This is a genomic window from Providencia burhodogranariea DSM 19968, from assembly GCF_000314855.2.
In the GTDB taxonomy this organism is placed as follows: Bacteria; Pseudomonadota; Gammaproteobacteria; order Enterobacterales; family Enterobacteriaceae; genus Providencia; species Providencia burhodogranariea.
Map to the genome: position 1 here is coordinate 727,143 of NZ_KB233222.1, position 18,308 is coordinate 745,450.

The 18,308-nt window shown below is 36.8% G+C and carries 12 protein-coding genes and 1 tRNA gene; 8 read left to right on the forward strand and 5 right to left on the reverse strand.

The window, feature by feature from the left end; translation table 11 throughout:
* Positions 1-33: 33 nt before the first annotated feature.
* Positions 34-798 carry an SGNH/GDSL hydrolase family protein gene (locus OOA_RS03035; protein WP_008910652.1) on the reverse strand — a complete coding sequence of 255 codons (765 nt, stop codon included), beginning with the start codon at positions 796-798 and terminating at the stop codon, positions 34-36.
* 10 nt (positions 799-808) lie between these two features.
* Positions 809-1,855 carry a porin gene (locus OOA_RS03040; RefSeq protein ID WP_008910653.1) on the reverse strand — a complete coding sequence of 349 codons (1,047 nt, stop codon included), beginning with the start codon at positions 1,853-1,855 and terminating at the stop codon, positions 809-811.
* Between the two features lie 549 nt (positions 1,856-2,404).
* Here OOA_RS03040 and OOA_RS03045 point away from each other — a divergent pair.
* The gene (locus tag OOA_RS03045) at positions 2,405-3,775 is read left to right on the forward strand and encodes a class-II fumarase/aspartase family protein (protein WP_008910654.1); all 1,371 of its coding nucleotides are present in this window, start codon (positions 2,405-2,407) and stop codon (positions 3,773-3,775) included.
* 65 nt (positions 3,776-3,840) lie between these two features.
* On the opposite strand, the gene OOA_RS03050 is transcribed toward OOA_RS03045, so the two are convergent.
* Positions 3,841-4,728: a MurR/RpiR family transcriptional regulator gene (locus OOA_RS03050; RefSeq protein ID WP_008910655.1), complete on the reverse strand. Its 888-nt coding sequence runs from the start codon at positions 4,726-4,728 to the stop codon at positions 3,841-3,843.
* A 290-nt stretch (positions 4,729-5,018) separates the two neighbouring features.
* Between OOA_RS03050 and dcuC the strand changes: the two genes are divergently transcribed.
* Complete coding sequence (dcuC, locus tag OOA_RS03055; RefSeq protein WP_008910656.1) at positions 5,019-6,389, forward strand: C4-dicarboxylate transporter DcuC; 1,371 nt, start codon at positions 5,019-5,021, stop codon at positions 6,387-6,389.
* A 48-nt stretch (positions 6,390-6,437) separates the two neighbouring features.
* Positions 6,438-8,132, forward strand: coding sequence for an NAD-dependent malic enzyme (locus OOA_RS03060; RefSeq protein WP_008910657.1), 1,695 nt, complete (start codon positions 6,438-6,440; stop codon positions 8,130-8,132).
* A 683-nt stretch (positions 8,133-8,815) separates the two neighbouring features.
* Here OOA_RS03060 and OOA_RS03065 read toward each other — a convergent pair.
* Positions 8,816-8,890: transfer RNA gene (locus OOA_RS03065), tRNA-Arg, on the reverse strand.
* Positions 8,891-9,454: 564 nt separating this feature from the next.
* Between OOA_RS03065 and mlaA the strand changes: the two genes are divergently transcribed.
* The gene (gene mlaA / locus OOA_RS03070; RefSeq protein ID WP_008910658.1) at positions 9,455-10,207 is read left to right on the forward strand and encodes a phospholipid-binding lipoprotein MlaA; all 753 of its coding nucleotides are present in this window, start codon (positions 9,455-9,457) and stop codon (positions 10,205-10,207) included.
* 782 nt (positions 10,208-10,989) lie between these two features.
* Here mlaA and fadL read toward each other — a convergent pair.
* Positions 10,990-12,267 (reverse strand): long-chain fatty acid transporter FadL, encoded by a 1,278-nt coding sequence (gene fadL, locus OOA_RS03075; protein ID WP_008910659.1) that lies wholly within the window; start codon positions 12,265-12,267, stop codon positions 10,990-10,992.
* Positions 12,268-12,621: 354 nt separating this feature from the next.
* Here fadL and OOA_RS03080 point away from each other — a divergent pair, with 354 nt between their 5' ends.
* The 4 genes from OOA_RS03080 to sixA all read left to right on the forward strand — a co-directional run bounded on the left by OOA_RS03080 (position 12,622) and on the right by sixA (position 18,074).
* Positions 12,622-12,918: a YfcZ/YiiS family protein gene (locus OOA_RS03080; RefSeq protein WP_008910660.1), complete on the forward strand. Its 297-nt coding sequence runs from the start codon at positions 12,622-12,624 to the stop codon at positions 12,916-12,918.
* Positions 12,919-13,341: 423 nt separating this feature from the next.
* Positions 13,342-14,661, forward strand: coding sequence for an acetyl-CoA C-acyltransferase FadI (fadI, locus tag OOA_RS03085; RefSeq protein WP_008910661.1), 1,320 nt, complete (start codon positions 13,342-13,344; stop codon positions 14,659-14,661).
* Positions 14,661-16,838 (forward strand): fatty acid oxidation complex subunit alpha FadJ, encoded by a 2,178-nt coding sequence (gene fadJ, locus OOA_RS03090; RefSeq protein ID WP_008910662.1) that lies wholly within the window; start codon positions 14,661-14,663, stop codon positions 16,836-16,838. The genes fadI and fadJ overlap by 1 nt, the downstream gene beginning before the upstream one ends.
* A gap of 732 nt (positions 16,839-17,570) precedes the next feature.
* Positions 17,571-18,074, forward strand: a complete 504-nt coding sequence (sixA, locus tag OOA_RS03095; protein WP_008910663.1) for a phosphohistidine phosphatase SixA — start codon at positions 17,571-17,573, stop codon at positions 18,072-18,074.
* The last annotated feature ends 234 nt before the right edge of the window (positions 18,075-18,308 follow it).

Below are 18,308 nucleotides of genomic sequence, written 5' to 3' on the forward strand. Positions count from 1 at the left end.
TTAGGAAGATATTTTAATAATAATTAGTCAGCTCTATCGACGAAATTCTGTAACCGTATCCCAAGCGACTTGCTGTAATGCTTGCGCGGTTTTTTCTGACATATCACTATCGACGGGTAATGCACCGCCAACCGGAGAGTGGTCATAAAGAGTGGCAAATAACACGCAAGCAGCTAAATAAGTTCCCGCTAAGGATGGATGCTTACCATCACTGTGATAAAGGTCAATCTCTGGATACGCTTTTATTGAATTGGCAAATGCTAAGCCAATAGGGGCAACATATCCCCCAGTTTCACGTGCAATCTCTTGATAAGCCTTGGACAACTTTTCAGTTTGTTCTGGAGTATCTTTATTTGCCCAAGTCATAAAGTAAATGACTTTTGAACCTTCTTTATGGGCCATATCTGCCATTTTTTTAGCAGCATCAGTAAAATCTTGGCGAGTTTTTTCTTTTGCAGAAATAGGCTCTATTGAATTACCTTGTAAAACAACTACATCCCATTTTTGTAAAGTATTTTGAAATGCTAAGTTAGGAACATGCCACCCTAAATGTCCACTTGAAATGGTGATACCGCGGTAGGAATATCCTTTAGCTTGATGAGGTAATAATGAACGAGTGAGATCACGGAGCCGTGTATTAATATTATTGTTATAATGCATGTATGAATTACCGTAGAGAGCAACAACTTTATTTTCTCCATCTAATTTAGCATTTGGTTGCGGTGCAATTAAAGTTTCAGCCCAAGAATGGGTTATTGAAATTATCGCACATGTTATTAGTATAAATATTTTCTTCATTTATCAATCCTCAGAAATCGTAACGTAAACCCAAAATCACGGCATCATCATTAGTTTTAGCATTTTTATTGGCTAGTTCTTTATTGTAAGTTAACGATAAATAAGTTTTTTTCGCTAATGTTAATTGAGCTTCAGTTCTCCAACCTTCTTTTTCATAGATATCTTTACCATCTTCATCTAAGAAACTATAACCTGCTAAAAATTTAACTTTATCTATTTGATAGGATGCGACGGAATCAAAGCTAATAAAATCATTATCTGATTTTTTATCTCTCTCAATGGAAACTTTTCCAGCAGTTATAGCTAGAGATGCATTTTTGTAATCAAGCTGTATTCCTCCCATAATTTGTTGGTTTTTTTTACGGCCATCAGTAACCTTTTTCTTTGGATTGTCTTTGCGCTTAAACTCACTAGCAGCAATAGCAGGTGTAATTTTAAAGTCCCCTACTGAAAACATTTTGCGATAGCTAATCATCATTGCATTGTCAAAGGCTTCATTATTACTATTACCATTGCCTGCAACATAAGCTACTTGTAGTTGATGTCCATCATATTGAGCATTCCATTGAAGAGTCCCATCTTGGCGATTATATTGATAGGAGTCATCAATTGAACTTATTCCATAGTTATAAACATTAGGAGTGAAGTTTTTATATTTATCTGTCATTTTCATAACTTGATAAAGTGGGTTTTGAGTACGACCTGCAATTAATTCCCCGTAACGTGCATGCGACAAACCTAAATAAGCATAACGAGCATCCAAATCTTTATCTTTGGTTTTATTATCATCTTTCTCTGTACGAACTTGCCATTCTAATTTACCAATAATTTTTGTTTCGTCGAGCAATGATAAATCTCGTTCCATATATAAACCTAATCTACCACTGAATTGATTTCGTGAGTCATTTTCTGCAAATGAAGCATCACCATGCGCAAATTGATATTCTAAACGACCGTAAATATCTAGAAGAGTTTCTTTATCCTTATATATATTCATCGAATAAGCAGATGAACTTACGCACATTAATATATTTAATGATATTATTTTGGTTTTCATGTTTGCCTTATGTGTAATAAAAGTAGGTAGATTATTTTTTTAAAATTTAATTTTTTAATTAGTGAGTTTTTGAAAAAATATTATTAGTAACTGTTCTTATGAAAAGATACGGGAATAATAAATTCCCAATCTAAATAGTGATGTCAAACACAAAATAACATGAAATATAAATTTTTATTTTATATGATTATCAATCATTAAATTTGTGCGGGGGGGCTTTGCTAATTAAATAATTAATTATGTTAATTGCATCACTATTTTGGAAAAAAACGTATGGTTAGCAAAGGGAAACTCATATTCTCATATGCATATAAGGTTAGTTAATTCAGTATGCCTCGCATGCAAAATAAATATATTTAGTGATAAGTAATGTCACTAGTTGAGCTGAATATAAGAATGTTTCATGTAATTTATGAGCAATACAACATTTAGTGATGGTTAGAAATAGGGAATACAGACAGTACTGAGCTTTTGGCATTTTTTAAATAAATTGATGAGCTTGGAATTTGTGTATTGATGATTGCCTATCCATATATACAGGAGCAGATAATGCAAGGTAGTAATAGTTCAGTTTTTGATTCAGAGCTGTATTCATCCCTGTTTACGCAACCAGAGATGAAGCAAATATGGTCTGATGAGAATCTCATTCATTGCTGGTTATTATTCGAATCTACGATTGCAACGGTACAAGCAGAGTTAAATATTATTCCTACTCAAGCTGCAAATGAAATTGTGGAAATTTGCAGTTCTATTGAAATAGATTGGGTTCGTTTGGCGTCAGAGACTCAAGTAGTTGGGATGGCAATTAAACCTCTCGTTGACCAAATTACCGATTCCGGTACTCCGGGAGTAAAAAAATACTTACATTGGGGATGTACGACTCAGGATTTATTGGACTCAGCTTTAGCTATGAGGATGAAGCAGACGTTAATTTTAGTTCGTAGACAGCTTATGGAGTTAGGCGAATACTTAAAAACTATGACTCTAAGACATAAATCTACTGTCATGGTAGCAAGAACGAACTCGATGGATGCATCTGCGACAACTTGGGGATTACAAGTTAGTAGTTATTTAGGCGAAGTTACTCGTCATATTCAACGTCTCGATAATTTATATCCAAATGCAATTACTGGCCTGTATGGTGGTGCCGTAGGTAATTTATCATCTGTTGGACATGCGGGAATGGAAACTCGTAAAAAGTTAATGGAAGCTTTAGGTTTATCAACACCTATAGGTATGATGAATGCTAGTCAAGATAATGTAGTTCAGGCTATTCAGTTCTTCGCATTAGTTCACGGAACGTTATGTCGAATTGCTAATGATGTCGAAAATATGGGACGAGCTTCTATCGCAGAAGTTAGAGAAGGTGAGGGAGGAGGAGGATCGAGTACTATGCCACATAAAACTAATCCTCGAGCTAGCAATATGATTCAGACTTTTTCTCGTTTGGGATGGATGTATGCCTCGGGGTCAACTAATTTACTCGACCAACAGGATATACGCGCCGCATCTATGCGAGTATTAAATTGGTCCATACTACCCGAATCTGCATTGGTGCTTTCAACTAGTCTAGAGAGAGCGAGCCGTCTGATTAAACATCTGGTAGTGAATGAACAGAGAATGAGAGAGAATTTTAGCGCATCTAAAAACTTTATTATGTCAGAATCGGTTTCGATGAGATTAGCCGAAAAGATAGGTCGTGATCAAGGGTATAGCATAATGAAAAACTTGATGAAAGATGCTGATGGTTCACAGGATTTACAACAATTAGCTCTTAACTGTAAGCAGATAAGAGAGATATTAGAAGAAGACGAAATTATTTCTGCTTGTGACCCATCTTCTTATCTCGGCGCGAATGATAAACTTATTGATGAAACAGTTGCCTATTTTGATGATTTAGCAACAGAAATAAACATTTAGCTATAAATCATTTGATTACAGGTAATCCCCATTAATAGTTATTTACGGGAATTACCTGTGATTAGTTATTTAGGCATTGCGGAAAACGTTTCAAAGAATATAAATAACTCTTCTAACCGCTCAAAGTTTCCTTCTCCATCACCTTTCTCATATGCTAAATGCAGAACTAGCTCAATAAAGAAAAACCCAATAATACGACTTTTAAACACTGACTGAGCATCGCTAGGTAAGACGAACTGCAAATCACAAAATTTACCATAAGGATTAGATTCTGAATTAGTGACCAACACAACGGTTGCTTTTTTCTTACGAAACCATTCGGTAGTCCTAATGACCAATCGGTTAAATCGGTAATAAGAAAATACAATTATTACGTCTTGGCTAGATACGTTCAATAATGATTTTGGTAAGTCACCTGGGTCGATAGATAGTAGAGTAACTTGGTCTCTAAAATATTTAATCAAGGTAGTGAAATGCATTCCCATTGCATGGGAAGACGAGGGGCCAATAACATAGATATGTCGTTCCGTATCTAAAATGAGTGTAATAAGCTCATCTAAAGCTTCAATATTGATGTCATCTTTAAAATTATTAAATAGACTAGCTATGTTTTTATTAAACTCATCAACAATTTCACGAGTCGTGATATCTACTTTTCTATGTGTTTTGGATACTAATTCGAAAGGAGGGATTAATTTTTGTTCAGAAAGTGTTTTTTCTAAGGCACGTCGAAATGAAGAATAACCAGTAAATCCTAATTTATTTAGAAATCTTCCGACTGTCGCTTTACTAACATTAGCATTCCTTGCGAGATCAACAATGCCATGAAATGGAAGTTCATTAAAGTGTTCTTGAATATAATTATTCAATCGATATTCTGATTCAGTTAAAGAATTTAATTGTGTAGTTTGAAAAATATATTCCTGGAATGTTAATTGATCATTTTTTTTCATTGCTAACCATTTCCTAAATTATAGTAGTTATTTGGATTTTTATTAACGCCTTATTTATAAACTGAAATATGTGAAAATAATCTAATCATTATATGATTTTTCTCGATTTGAGACTATGCGCACAAATTATTGTGAGAAAATAACTTTCTCATTTAGTTAATTATACCTTAATTTTACTATAACTGCATAAAAACCAAGCTTTAACGATTAACTCTGACATCAAATCAATAAAAATATAATTTTACCAATAGTGATATTTTTAATCGAAAAAAAATAAAAGGATACACCGCATGACTGCATTTATAATCGCAATAGTGATTACTATTATTGCTGCATGGTTAATTATTAAAAATTACCAAGCACAAACGGTATTATTGCTAGCTGGTCTCATTCTACTTGCTATTACTGTTATCCTTTATCCAGAAAAAAGTATTTTATATGATAAAGGAACTTCCAGTGGTTCAACATGGCTTGATATTTTTGTTTTTGCTAAAAACTCTTTATCAACACAAGTCGCAGGGATTGGTCTGATTATCATGGCGGCTGGTGGGTTCGCAAGTTATATGGATCATATAAAAGCATCAAGTGCGATGGTCAATATTTGCATTCGACCTCTGCAATTGATTAAAGCGCCTTATTTAATTTTAGCGTTAGGTTATATTTGTGCGCAAATGTTGCATGTCGCTATTTCGAGTGCTGCTGGACTAGCAATGTTACTGCTAGTAACGTTTTTTCCCGTATTAGTTCGTTTAGGTGTAAGTAAAGCTGCGGCTGCATCTATGATTGGATTATGTGCATTCATGGATCTAGGGCCTGCTGTTGGTACCGCTAATTTAGCGGCAAAGCATTCAGGTATGGAAGCGGCTGTTTATTTTGCGCACTATCAGATGCCAATCGCAATTGTAGTCATGCTGGTGGTATCCATTCTCATTTTCTTTACAGCTAAGTACTACGATAAAAAAGAAGGTCATGAGGTCATTATTCAGAATGCTATTGATCCTGATGCACCTCAAGAAGAACGCGCCCCTTCCTTCTACGCACTATTGCCTATATTTCCTGTTGTCCTTGTATTGGTCTTTAGTCCATTAGTTATCGATACTATTAAGATAGACGTAGTGACGGCGATGATTATTGGTACGTTGACTGCTTTTGTTTGTGAAATAATAATGAAACGTAATTTTCTAGCTTGCTGTAAAGGTGTTCAAGTCTTTTTCAAAGGCATGGGTGGTATGTTTACGAGTATCGTTTCATTACTTGTATGTGCTGATATCTATGCACAAGGAATGCAGAAAATTGGCGCTATCGACTACTTGTTGGAATCAGTACAAAACGCTGGTTTTGGCTTCACTAGCATGACTATCGTAATGACTTTACTGGTGGGTGTTACTGCTGTACTAACAGGTTCTGGTGTTGCTGCATTTTTCTCTTTCTCAGGTCTTGCACCTTCTATTGCCACTAAATTTGGTACCGAAGCGGTATATATGATCCTTCCTATGCAGTTAATGGCAGGAATGGGGCGTTCTATTTCACCGGTCGCGGGGGTCATTATTGCTGTAAGTAAAGCTGGCGAATGTTCTCCATTCATGATTGTGAAAAGGACAATGATCCCCGCAATCGGTGGGATCATTGCGATGATGCTGACTAATTTTTTATTATTCTAAATTAGAATCATTCATATTAATTAAAGTTATGTATCAAGGCAGCAAATAATGAATTATGAAGCAAAAGAAAATTCACTTTATATTCCATATACTGGCTCATTATTACTGGAATCTCCCTTTTTAAATAAGGGGAGTGGATTTACTCGCCAAGAACGCGAAGCTTTCAATCTCAATGGGTTATTGCCAGCAACAATAGAAACCATTGAGGAGCAATCTCAACGAGCTTATCAACAATTTTTGGAAACAAAATCAGATATCGCTCGTCATATCTATTTACGTAATATTCAAGACACGAATGAAACATTATTTTATTACATGGTGAGTAAGCATATTTCGGAAATGATGCCAATTATTTATACTCCTGTGGTTGGTCTTGCTTGTGAGCATTTTTCTGACATTTACCGTCGTGCTAGAGGTCTCTTTATTTCTTGGCCTGATCGTCATTTATTAGATGATATTCTCCATAGCGTAACTAAGTCCGATATCAAAATTATTGTTGTAACTGATGGGGAACGAATACTCGGATTAGGTGATCAAGGTATTGGTGGTATGGGCATTCCTATTGGTAAATTATCGCTATATACCGTATGTGGTGGTATTAACCCTAGAAACACGTTACCTATATTATTGGATGTGGGAACTAACAATTCTCAATTACTTAATGATCCTCTCTATATGGGTTGGCGCCATCCCCGCATTACAGGTGATGAATATTTTGAGTTTGTAGAAATGTTTATTAGTGCAGTAAAACATCGATGGCCTAATGTTTTATTACAATTTGAGGACTTTGCTCAACAAACTGCAATGCCATTATTGGAACAATATCAGCATGAAATTTGCTGTTTTAATGATGATATTCAAGGGACTGCAGCAGTTACGTTAAGCTGTCTGATGGCTGCTAGTCGAGCGACAAATAGCTTATTACGAAATCAGCGTATAGTTTTCCTTGGTGCCGGATCTGCAGGATGTGGAATCGCAGAATACTGTATTACTCAAATGGTGTTTGAAGGTTTAACCGAACAAGAAGCGAGATCTAAAGTTTTTATGGTTGATCGTTTTGGTTTGTTAACTGATGATCAAATTAACCTTGTACCTTTCCAACAAAAATTAGCTCAACCTATAGCTAATTTAGAAGGTTGGCAACAGCAGGATAATAGATTCTCATTAATAGACGTCATTCGTAATGTTAAACCCACAATATTGATTGGAGTTACAGGTCAGCCAGGGCTATTTAGTGAAGAAGTCATTAGTGAAATGTATCATCACTGCTCGCACCCAATTATTATGCCATTATCTAACCCAACTTCTCGTATGGAAGCTCGACCAGAAGATATTTTACGTTGGACAGAAGGTAATGCGATTATTGCAACAGGAAGTCCTTTTGAATCAGTTCGATATAATGAGGAAGACTATTCTATTACTCAGTGTAATAACGTTTATATTTTCCCAGGTATTGGTCTTGGTGTTGTTGCTAGTCAAGCTAGGCGCATCACGGAAAGTATGTTGATGGCTGCAAGTCGCACACTTGCAGAGCTTTCACCTTTAGTCTGTGATGGCCATGGTTCCTTATTACCAGATATTAAAGATATTAAAGGTGTCACCCAATTGATTGCTTATAACGTCGCTATCGCAGCACAACAGGCTGGTGTCGCTGCCAATATTTCTGAAAAAAGCTTAAGAGATAGTATCGACAGCAATTTTTGGCATCCACAATATCGCTTCTATAAGCGGACATCATTTTAGTTGTTATTTAATGGAAAGGAAGTATTGTTTAATATATTCGTTTAAAATTATCAATTAATATTGATAACATGTACTAAATTTTCATTTATAGTTATTTATCATAAAAATAGCATGGCTAGAATAACTAGTCATGCTATAGAATTGTTTTATTATAAATAATATTAGTCACTTAAAGAATAACATATTGACATATTTATTCGCATTCACTGAATTTTCATTAGCGGGGAAATTATATTTGAATACTCGCTGAACGTAATTAGTCTAAATTTAACTAATCAAATTTTTTGCGTTGTACGATTCTGTAGTAATAGTTTTAAGGGTAATAATTATTGAAATTATTTTTCAATATGTGTTTTTTTTATTCATTGAAGTCGTTATTATAAGCTAAATTTCTTTTGATTTGATTTGATTTGATTTGATTTTATTTTGTTTTATCCTTACATGGGTATGTATAAAATCTGGGAATATCTGACATGAGCATTTCTAATTAGGTTTGGCAGTGTCTGCTTTATGAATATTAAGTTAGTCTCTTAACTTTTCATTAAACAGGATGAGTTCCTACTTAACCTACAGTTGATTGTTGGTTTATATTGAGTTAGATAGAAATTGATGGATGTTATTAAGTTTGTGGATTGATTATAAAGACTCTTTATCGAGCCTAACAGATATTGGTAGATTGTAACTGGCGTCCCCTGCAGGAATCGAACCTACAACTAGCCCTTAGGAGGGGCTCGTTATATCCATTTAACTAAGGGGACATTGAACGCTCTAGATTACAGCGCTTCGCATTCTACTTCTGACGCCTAGCTGAATCAAGCTGTTACGTAGAATTTCTTTAGTAAAAGTGTAATAAGTGACGATTTCAGGTTATATATTGCACAATCTATGTTTCTCTAGCCAAAAAGATAAACCTGATCTCAGCTACACCAATAGATTCAAGGTTACCATCTAAATTTCCTCAACCCTCAACAACGTACTGCTAAATTAACGGAGTGTCTTTGTTATCTACGATTGGTACTAAAAGGCAGTTTAAAACGTTAACAGCATAATAAATCGAATTTTTTTTAAAGCCTAGCCTATACAAAGTGATAGGCACCTCAGGATATTGCAATTTTTACATAACAAAAAAAGCTAATTGCAAATTTAATCACATTTCCTATGAAAAAAAATCGTATAAATAAGGTATAGTTGACATTATTACGACCCAATTGTTTTGAATGGTCAAATTAGTAACAATTATATCATTCTAGTTTTAATACAAGAGCATGTTTTATAATTTAAAAAATTGCCATGGCTGGGTGGCACAGGGAATGGAGAGGATTATGAAGTTTCACATGAGTGGCGTCCTTCTTGCGGGGGTTTTACTTGTTGGGTGTTCGAGTTCAATTAATCCTGAAACTCAGGAGCGCTCTGATCCACTTGAAGGTTTTAACCGAGCGATGTTCAATTTCAACTACAATGTATTAGACCCGTATGTTTTAAGGCCTGTTGCAGTTGCTTGGCGCGATTATGTTCCAATGCCAGCACGAAATGGGTTAACTAACTTTTTTGTTAACCTTGAAGAACCTGCCAGTATGCTGAATAGCTTTGCTCGAGGTGAAGTTACACAAGGCTTTAAGCATTTTAACCGTTTCTTCCTCAATACTGTTTTTGGTATGGGAGGGCTTATCGATGTTGCGTCGATGGCTAACCCGCAACTTGCCAAAGAAGAGCCTAAACGTTTTGGTAGCACTTTAGGCTACTATGATGTTGGCTACGGCCCTTATGTGGTGTTGCCTGGTTATGGTAGTTTTACCATTCGTGAAGAGGGCGGAGACATAGTTGATGACTTTTATCCAATGCTGAGTTACCTGACATTCTGGATGTCCGCAGGTAAATGGGCTTTAGAAGGTATCGAAACGCGTTCACAGTTACTTGATTCCGATGGGCTTCTGAAAAACTCATCTGATCCTTATTTGTTAATGCGTGAAGCTTATTTCCAACGCAATGATTTCTTATCGAGCGGTGGTGAACTAAAAGCAACTGTAAATCCGAATGCATCAGCCATTGAAGGTGATTTAGATTCTATTGATTAGAAATGAATAATGATAATCATTGAGTGAAGTTATATGCTAAATAATTCGAGATGTTTGTATTTACAAAGCGAAGCTAGTTGGATGAATAATCGACACCTCTAGTTAAACGAATGTAAATTATCAAGCAGCATGAAGTCTGGTGGGGATCACTCTCTTTTGTTATTAAACGCTAGAGAGTGATCGCATTATTCTTCATTACTTTACTTCCCTCTATACGTAATCATATCAACAAGTGCAATAACACCTAAAATTCCCATAAAACCAATCGTAAATAATGTTCCCATAGTACATTCCTATTTAATCATTTAAACCTCTTGGATTAATGAGTAGCAAGATCTTTTCATTTGTTTAAAAGATTGCTAAACGCGACTTTGTTTACCTATTTTGTATGCTGTAGCAGCTAAACAATGACTTGATTTTACGTTATTGGATGACAAGAACATACAGGGAATGTGATGTTATGAAAATGAATGGCAGTACTATTTACAACAGGTTGATGAGTAAACAATGAAACTGAAACTGTTTTACAGTGCTGGATTAGGTATTTATTGCATGAATAACAATTTAATCACCTAGAGAAGATTTTATACACATTTTATCGATAAAAGAACAGGTTACTATATTACTGATAAATTAGATTTAATTTGCTAAAAATGATGAGAAAATTTAAAAATATTAATTCGAAAGTTTGAGAATAAATGGCGTTATCTTTTTTTTGGTATGCGAGATTAGAGGGTAACAGGGGAGTGCTCCCCTGTTACTTAAATCACTACACGTCGTAATTAGAAGGTATAGTTAAAGTTCACACCATATAACCAAGCTGAGCCCTCAGATTTGAAACTATATACTGGAGATTGCGGGTTATTTTCGAGCAATTTCTCATTGATATTAACTTTTTTACCGTACATATAAGAAATACCTACGTCGACAGAGGCATTTGGAGTAAATGCGTATGTTGTACCGGCACTTAACCAGTAACGATCTTGGTCAGGAATTGAAATTGAACGGTATTTAGCGGGTACTGGGCTTTCGTCATAGGCAATACCTGTACGAAATGTCCAGTTGTCGTCATAAAAGTAGCTTGTCCCAATTGCAACACGCCATACATCTTTAAAATTTTCCGGTTTATGGAATAGTTCTTTACCGTCACTGCTGCGATTAGCCGTTAGATCTTTAAAGGTGCTCCAACCAGTGTAAGCGACGCTATAGTGAACAGCCCATTGTGGTGCAACTTTATTGTAACCTGAGAATTCCCATACATCAGGTAGATTCAGATCCAGTTTTCCTTTTACTGTATTACCACCAGTACCACCTGGGGCTAAGGTTGAAATCTGGTTGGAGTACTTACCATCTCCAAACTTGACTTTGACTTTTGAACGGTAAGTAAAGCTATAACGGTTATCTTGATTAAACTCATAAAGGATCCCTGCATTCCAGCCATATCCCCAATCATCGCCTTTGAGTTTTGAAACCTCTGCGCTAGGTTTAACACCAAGTGAGGGGGCTAATACACCCGCATGTCGAGTAATCTCTGCATCGGCATAAACAGCATTAACGCCTAAACCAAAGCTAAAGTTGTCATTTAAACGATAAGCACCGCTCAAATTTAAATTCACTGTTTTGAGGTCAGTTTTACCGCCAATAGGGCCTGCTGCATAATTCTTTTTAAAATCAGTCGCAAGACCAAAGTTGGTGGTCATTGATGTACCCACAGCCCATTTTTCATTGATTGGGAAAACAAAGTGAGCATTGGGAACTAAAGCGCTTGGTGCAATATTATTAGCGGTGAGACTATCATTATTTTTACCTTTAATATCAACGCTTGGAACGATATATACCCCACCGACTGAAACAGCAGGGCGATCAAATAGCATCATCGCTGCAGGGTTACGGCTACCTTCACTTGCGTTATCGCCAACTGCACCAGCCCCTGAAAACGCGCGTCCTAGCGCTGATGTAGAATATTCATTAAGCAAAAAGCCAGCAGCTCCGGCATTGGAAGAAATAAGTGCCATTGCTATTGCTAAAGTTGATCGAGTAAACAGGTTTTTCTGGCTCATGACCAAAACCCTCTTGTATATTATTTAAATTAGGCGACTTCTTATCGCAAGAAGCGCTGAATTGTAGGGTCGGTTGTCGTTATGACAAATCAGACCAGTTACTAGAGTATAGGTCTGACCACCTGATATGTTGCAAGTATGTTTTTTAAATAACGCCAAATTGTTTGCAAAATTGCGATGCGTTTAACAAAAAAATAACATTTAAGGTGTGTTATTAGATTAATTAGGGGTATTTAAGGGGTTAGATCAAACTTATAGAAGATAGTTAGGAATAAAAGCTGATACTTGCTGGTTTTTACCTATTTTTCAGCGTTATGATAGCAACTTAATAGTTTGTTGATTTTGGAGAGTTAAATGACTGATGCGATTAAACGTTGCAGCGCAGAAGAAACAGCAGCTTGCTGTTGTGTAGATGTCGGTACAATCTTGGATAATAAAGATTGCACTGCATCGTATCAGCATGTTTTCGCAAACCAAGAAGAAGCGGAATCTATGTTGAAACAGCTGATTGAAAAGGCGAGATCCGTTGAATCAGACCCTTGCGTTATCAATCATTCAATTGCCGCCGTTGACGGTGGCGTAGAGTTGTCTGTCGACTTTACATTTAGCTGTGAAGCAGAAAGCTTGATTTTTCAATTAGGCTTACGTTAATCAAACAGGTGATTAACAATTTAGACTAAAAATAGTTATAACTGCATAAAGTCTGAAGTTTAACAGTATATCACCTTCACTATAATTAATATGATTATAGTGAAGGCTCTCTATCAAAATTCTTACTTACTTTCCCGCCATGATCTCAATTTTTTCATTTCCTCTCATTAAGTTGTGCCCAAGCTCGCATTTTCTCAAGATGGCTATTTGCCTCATGTGACGAATATGTTAACAATAATAACAGGTCAGACCTCTTTGGCGGTTTTTTGATAGCAATTGTTACGTTTGTAATTACAACTAACATCTTGGGTAAATATAAATATTCATCTCTTTTTTAGAGTTGCCACTTAAGAAATTGCTACAAAATACGTTTACAAGGTCCAATAGCCCCCAAATTGTTATCTCATTTTAGTCGGAGTGACCATGAATCAACTTTCTCATCATGGCGAAGGTTCTTATGCAGCAAAAGAAAGGATCGCAATTATCAGCGGTCTTCGCTTACCTTTTGCCAAGCAATCTACTGCATATCAAAACATTGCAGCGGTTGATCTCGGAAAAGTCGTTGTTGCGGAACTGCTAAGTCGAAGTGGTATTGAAAAGTCCCTTATTGAACAGCTGGTATTTGGGCAAGTGGTACAGATGCCCGCCGCACCAAATATTGCACGTGAAATAGTTCTCGGAACTGGAATGAGTATCTCTACGGATGCTTATAGTGTTTCCCGTGCTTGTGCAACGAGCTTTCAAGCCATGGCGAATGTTGCTGAAAGTATGATGGCGGGGCATATTTCTGTTGGGATTGCGGGTGGGGCAGATTCTTCATCGGTATTGCCTATCGGCGTCACAATAAAAATGGCTGCAACGTTATTATCTTTAAGTAAAGCCAAATCAATTGGGCAAAAGTTATCATTAATTTCATCACTACGATTGAAAGATTTATTGCCTGTTGCACCTGCGGTTGCTGAGTATTCTACGGGGTTGCGGATGGGTGACACAGCGGAGCAAATGGCAAAAAGCTATCATATCACCCGTGAGCAACAAGATGAGTTAGCGCATCGTTCACATATACTCGCGACTAAAGCATGGGCAAGTGGTGTTCTTGAACAAGAAGTGATGACTGCGTATATGCCGCCTTTTAAACAGGCATTTACTCAAGACAATAATGTTCGCACAAATTCTGTTTTATCTTCATACGCTAAATTAAAGCCAGCTTTTGATCGTAAATTCGGTACTGTCACAGCAGCAAACAGCACTCCATTAACTGATGGTGCTGCCGCGGTATTAATGATGACAGAATCGCGAGCAAGGGAGTTAGGCTACACGCCATTAGGTTATATTCGTAGTTTTGCTTTCTCTGCCATTGATGTTTGGCAAGATATGTTGTTAGGTCCATCTTATGCGACGCCAATTGCACTCAAACGTGCAGGATTAACCTTGCAGGATCTCACTTTAATTGACATGCATGAGGCATTTGCAGCTCAAACATTAGCGAATATTAAACTGTTTTCTAGCCGTCAATTTGCACAAGAAAAATTGGGGTTATCAAAGGAAATAGGTGAAGTTGATATGGACAAATTTAATGTATTAGGTGGCTCTATTGCATATGGTCATCCATTTGCAGCAACGGGAGCACGCATGGTGACACAAACCTTACATGAATTACGACGTCGTGGTGGTGGGTTTGGCTTGACGACTGCTTGTGCTGCTGGTGGTTTAGGTGCTGCAATGATTTTGGAGGTAGAATAATGTCACATCATTCTGCAACAGAAGCTCAGTCTGAAGTATCAAGAGATGCTTTCCGTTTTGAAGTTTACTCTCAGTCGGTTGGTGTGATCTTCATTGATGTTCCTAACGAAAAAGTCAACACATTAAAAGCTGAATTTGCACAGCAATTTTTAGCTATTTTACAGCAAGCACAGTCGACATCAGGCTTAAAGGGTTTAGTGGTCACATCCGGGAAAAAAGATAGCTTTATTGCCGGCGCTGATATCAGCATGATTGCAAATTGTAAAAGCAAAGATGAGGCTAGTGAGCTATCTAGGGAAGGACATAAACTTTTCGATAAGTTAGAAAATTACCCTTTACCGATTATTGCCGCAATCCATGGTATTTGTCTTGGCGGTGGTTTAGAGCTAGCACTGGCTTGCCATGCAAGGGTTTGCTCTGATGACAATAAAACGCGTTTAGGCTTACCTGAAGTACAACTCGGTTTATTGCCCGGCTCTGGCGGGACTCAACGACTACCTAAATTAATCGGTATTCCCAAAGCATTAGAATTAATGTTAACCGGAAGGCAATTAACAGCGAAGCAAGCCCACCGAATTGGGCTTGTTGATGATGTAGTCTCTGGGACTATTTTATTAGATGTTGCCGTAAATATGGTGAAAAGAGGAAAAGTTCACCGCGCTCCGGTTCATTGGCAATCAAGGTTATTAAGCAGCAAACTATTTCGCAACAAAGTATTTTCGAGTGCAAAGCAAACCGCACTAAACAAAACTAAGGGGCATTATCCAGCACCTGAAAAAATTATCCAAGTCGTTAAAATTGGCATGGAAAAAGGAATTAAAGCCGGTTTTGAAGCGGAAGCAAAAGCATTTGGTGAATTGGTCATGACTCCAGAATCAGCGGCATTACGTAGTTTGTTTTTTGCCACAACATCATTAAAAAATGAGGCTGGTGCATTGGCTAATCCGTTACCTATCAAACAGGTTGGTATTTTAGGTGGAGGGTTGATGGGGGGCGGAATAGCTTTTGTAACCGCTATGCGAGGTAATCTTCCAGTTCGTATCAAAGATGTTAGTGATAAAGGGGTTACTCAAGCCTTACGTTATAACTGGGATTTGTTAACACAACGAGTCAACAAAAGACGGATGCTTGCCCGTGAACGTGATGCCATTATGTCGAGAATATCCGGTACATTAACTTATCAAGGCTTAGAACACGCCGATATTGTAGTTGAAGCTGTTTTCGAAGATTTGCCTTTGAAGCAAAGAATGGTAGCTGAAGTGCAGCAGCTATCGGAAGGAAAAGCTATTTTTGCTTCTAATACTTCATCTTTGCCAATCAACCAAATTGCAAATAATGCAGCTTATCCAGAAAAAGTTATCGGGCTACATTATTTTAGTCCGGTTGATAAAATGCCATTAGTTGAAGTTATTCCTCATAGGCAAACAGATGCCGAAACGATAGCAACGACTGTAGCTTTTGCTAAACGTCAGGGTAAAACAGCGATTGTTGTCGGTGATGATGCGGGTTTTTATGTTAATCGCATATTAGCGCCTTATTTATGTGAGGCTACCGAGTGCCTAGTTAGCGGTGAATCAATTGAGCATATTGATAATGCATTAGTTGATTTTGGTTTCCCTGTGGGACCATTTAACTTATTAGATGAAGTCGGAATTGATGTCGGCACTAAAATCTTACCTGTTCTTGTTAATCGCTTTGGTGATAGATTCAAAGCACCTGATGTATTAGATAAAGTGAACAAAGACGACCGTAAGGGTAAGAAAAACGGCAAAGGTTTTTACCTGTATGGGCATCAACCTGTATCTAAATTGTTTTTTTGGAAAAAAAACAAAAAGCGTCAAGTTGATAAAAATATCTATTCTTTGATTGGAATTGACCCGAAAAACCACCTAAGTAAAATTGATATTGCAGAACGTTGCGTGATGCTGATGCTTAATGAGTCCGTACGTTGTTTAGATGAAAAAATTATTCAAAACGCGCGGGATGGGGATATTGGAGCCGTATTTGGTATTGGCTTCCCTCCGTTCTTTGGTGGCCCATTCCGTTATATGGATAGTTTAGGCATTCAAAAAACGGTAGATACAATGAATCGTTTAGCTGAGCTCTATGGCGATAAATTCCGTCCTTGTGAGCGCTTATGTGAAATGGCAGAGAAAAATGAGACATTTTTTCAGTAAGCGTTTGCTAAGGTGTTTAAAATAGTAAGGTCATATATTATTGGCTGATCAAGGTGTGAGATTAGCTATAGTCAAGGGAACTACATTATAGGTAGTTCCTATAACATCGATATTAACGACAATTTAGCCTTATTGTTATTTTATGAATATCAAATATTCTCCACAAAAATGTCTTTCCGCATACATCAAATATGGTTCTAATCGCCTACATGCATCTTAAATTATTTTGGGTATAAACAATGGTGCTCATTAATATTCACGGGATAAATAAAGCAAAAAAATCTAACTAAATCATTTTATTTACTGGTTGTTTGATGCAGAATCACGTTTCTCCACAAATGATGGTGACTTTTACACCGATTCACCAATATGCTGTAAAACGTCTTTTTCACAAAAATATAAGGCAAGCTAATTCTGTTAAATATTAAGAGTAACCTACTTAAAACTTAGATGAAATTTTTGATAGCGAGTACCACATGGAATGCAGGGCTTAAAGTTTATTTAAGAGTAGATTGGTTAACAGTTTAGTAATGCAGCATAATGTGGTGAAGTTAGTCAGACTGTGATTTGAATGCGGTAGAAGTTTTTTGCTTTATAGTGTGGGCTATTAAGTTAATAAAAATGAGTCTGTCAGTATTGTCTGGCTATAAATAAGATAATTTGAGTTGCAGGTTTCGATAGCATCGATATGCCAACGCTAACTCGAGGTATGACGAGTAAATAAGGTGGATTATGCAAGTTTATATAATGCGTCATGGTGATGCAGCATTACAAGCAGCGAGCGATGCGGAAAGAGCACTAACCCAAAAGGGAATAGACGATTCAGTATTAATGGCACAGTGGCTGAGCCAACGTAACCCAGCAATTGATAAAGTCCTTGTTAGCCCCTATCGTCGAGCAGAAGAGACACTACAAGTGATCCGCGATAACCTTGTTATTTCAGCCCGATCGGAAGTTATGGATATGTTGACACCCAGTGGAAATGCCACGTTTGTTGCTGATCATATTCGTGATTTAGCAGTAATGGAAACTAATGCAGTTCTTGTTGTTTCACATTTACCGTTGGTTGGGTATTTAGTTTCAGAACTGTGCCCAAATGAAGCACCACCTATGTTTACGACATCATCAATTGCATGCATTGAAATTGATGCTAAACATCAAAAAGCTCATCTTGATTGGATGATTAGTCCATCTCAACTCATATCAGTAATCAATAATCGCAAGTTAAATAAGTAAGCCCTTAGGGGCTTTTGAACTTATTTTTTGAGAAAATGTTTAGAGAATGCACTAAATCATTTTAGGCAAAATGCTTTGCTTGAATACTAAAGGCTGCTGAACTTTGTAACTTATTTTCGTTAAATTAATTGCTAAAAATAACAGCGATGTATCAAGCCAACACGAAAGTGATTAAAAACATCGCCACAATTCTAAAACAATAAATAAAAGTGCCCTTTGGATTTGATTAACTGC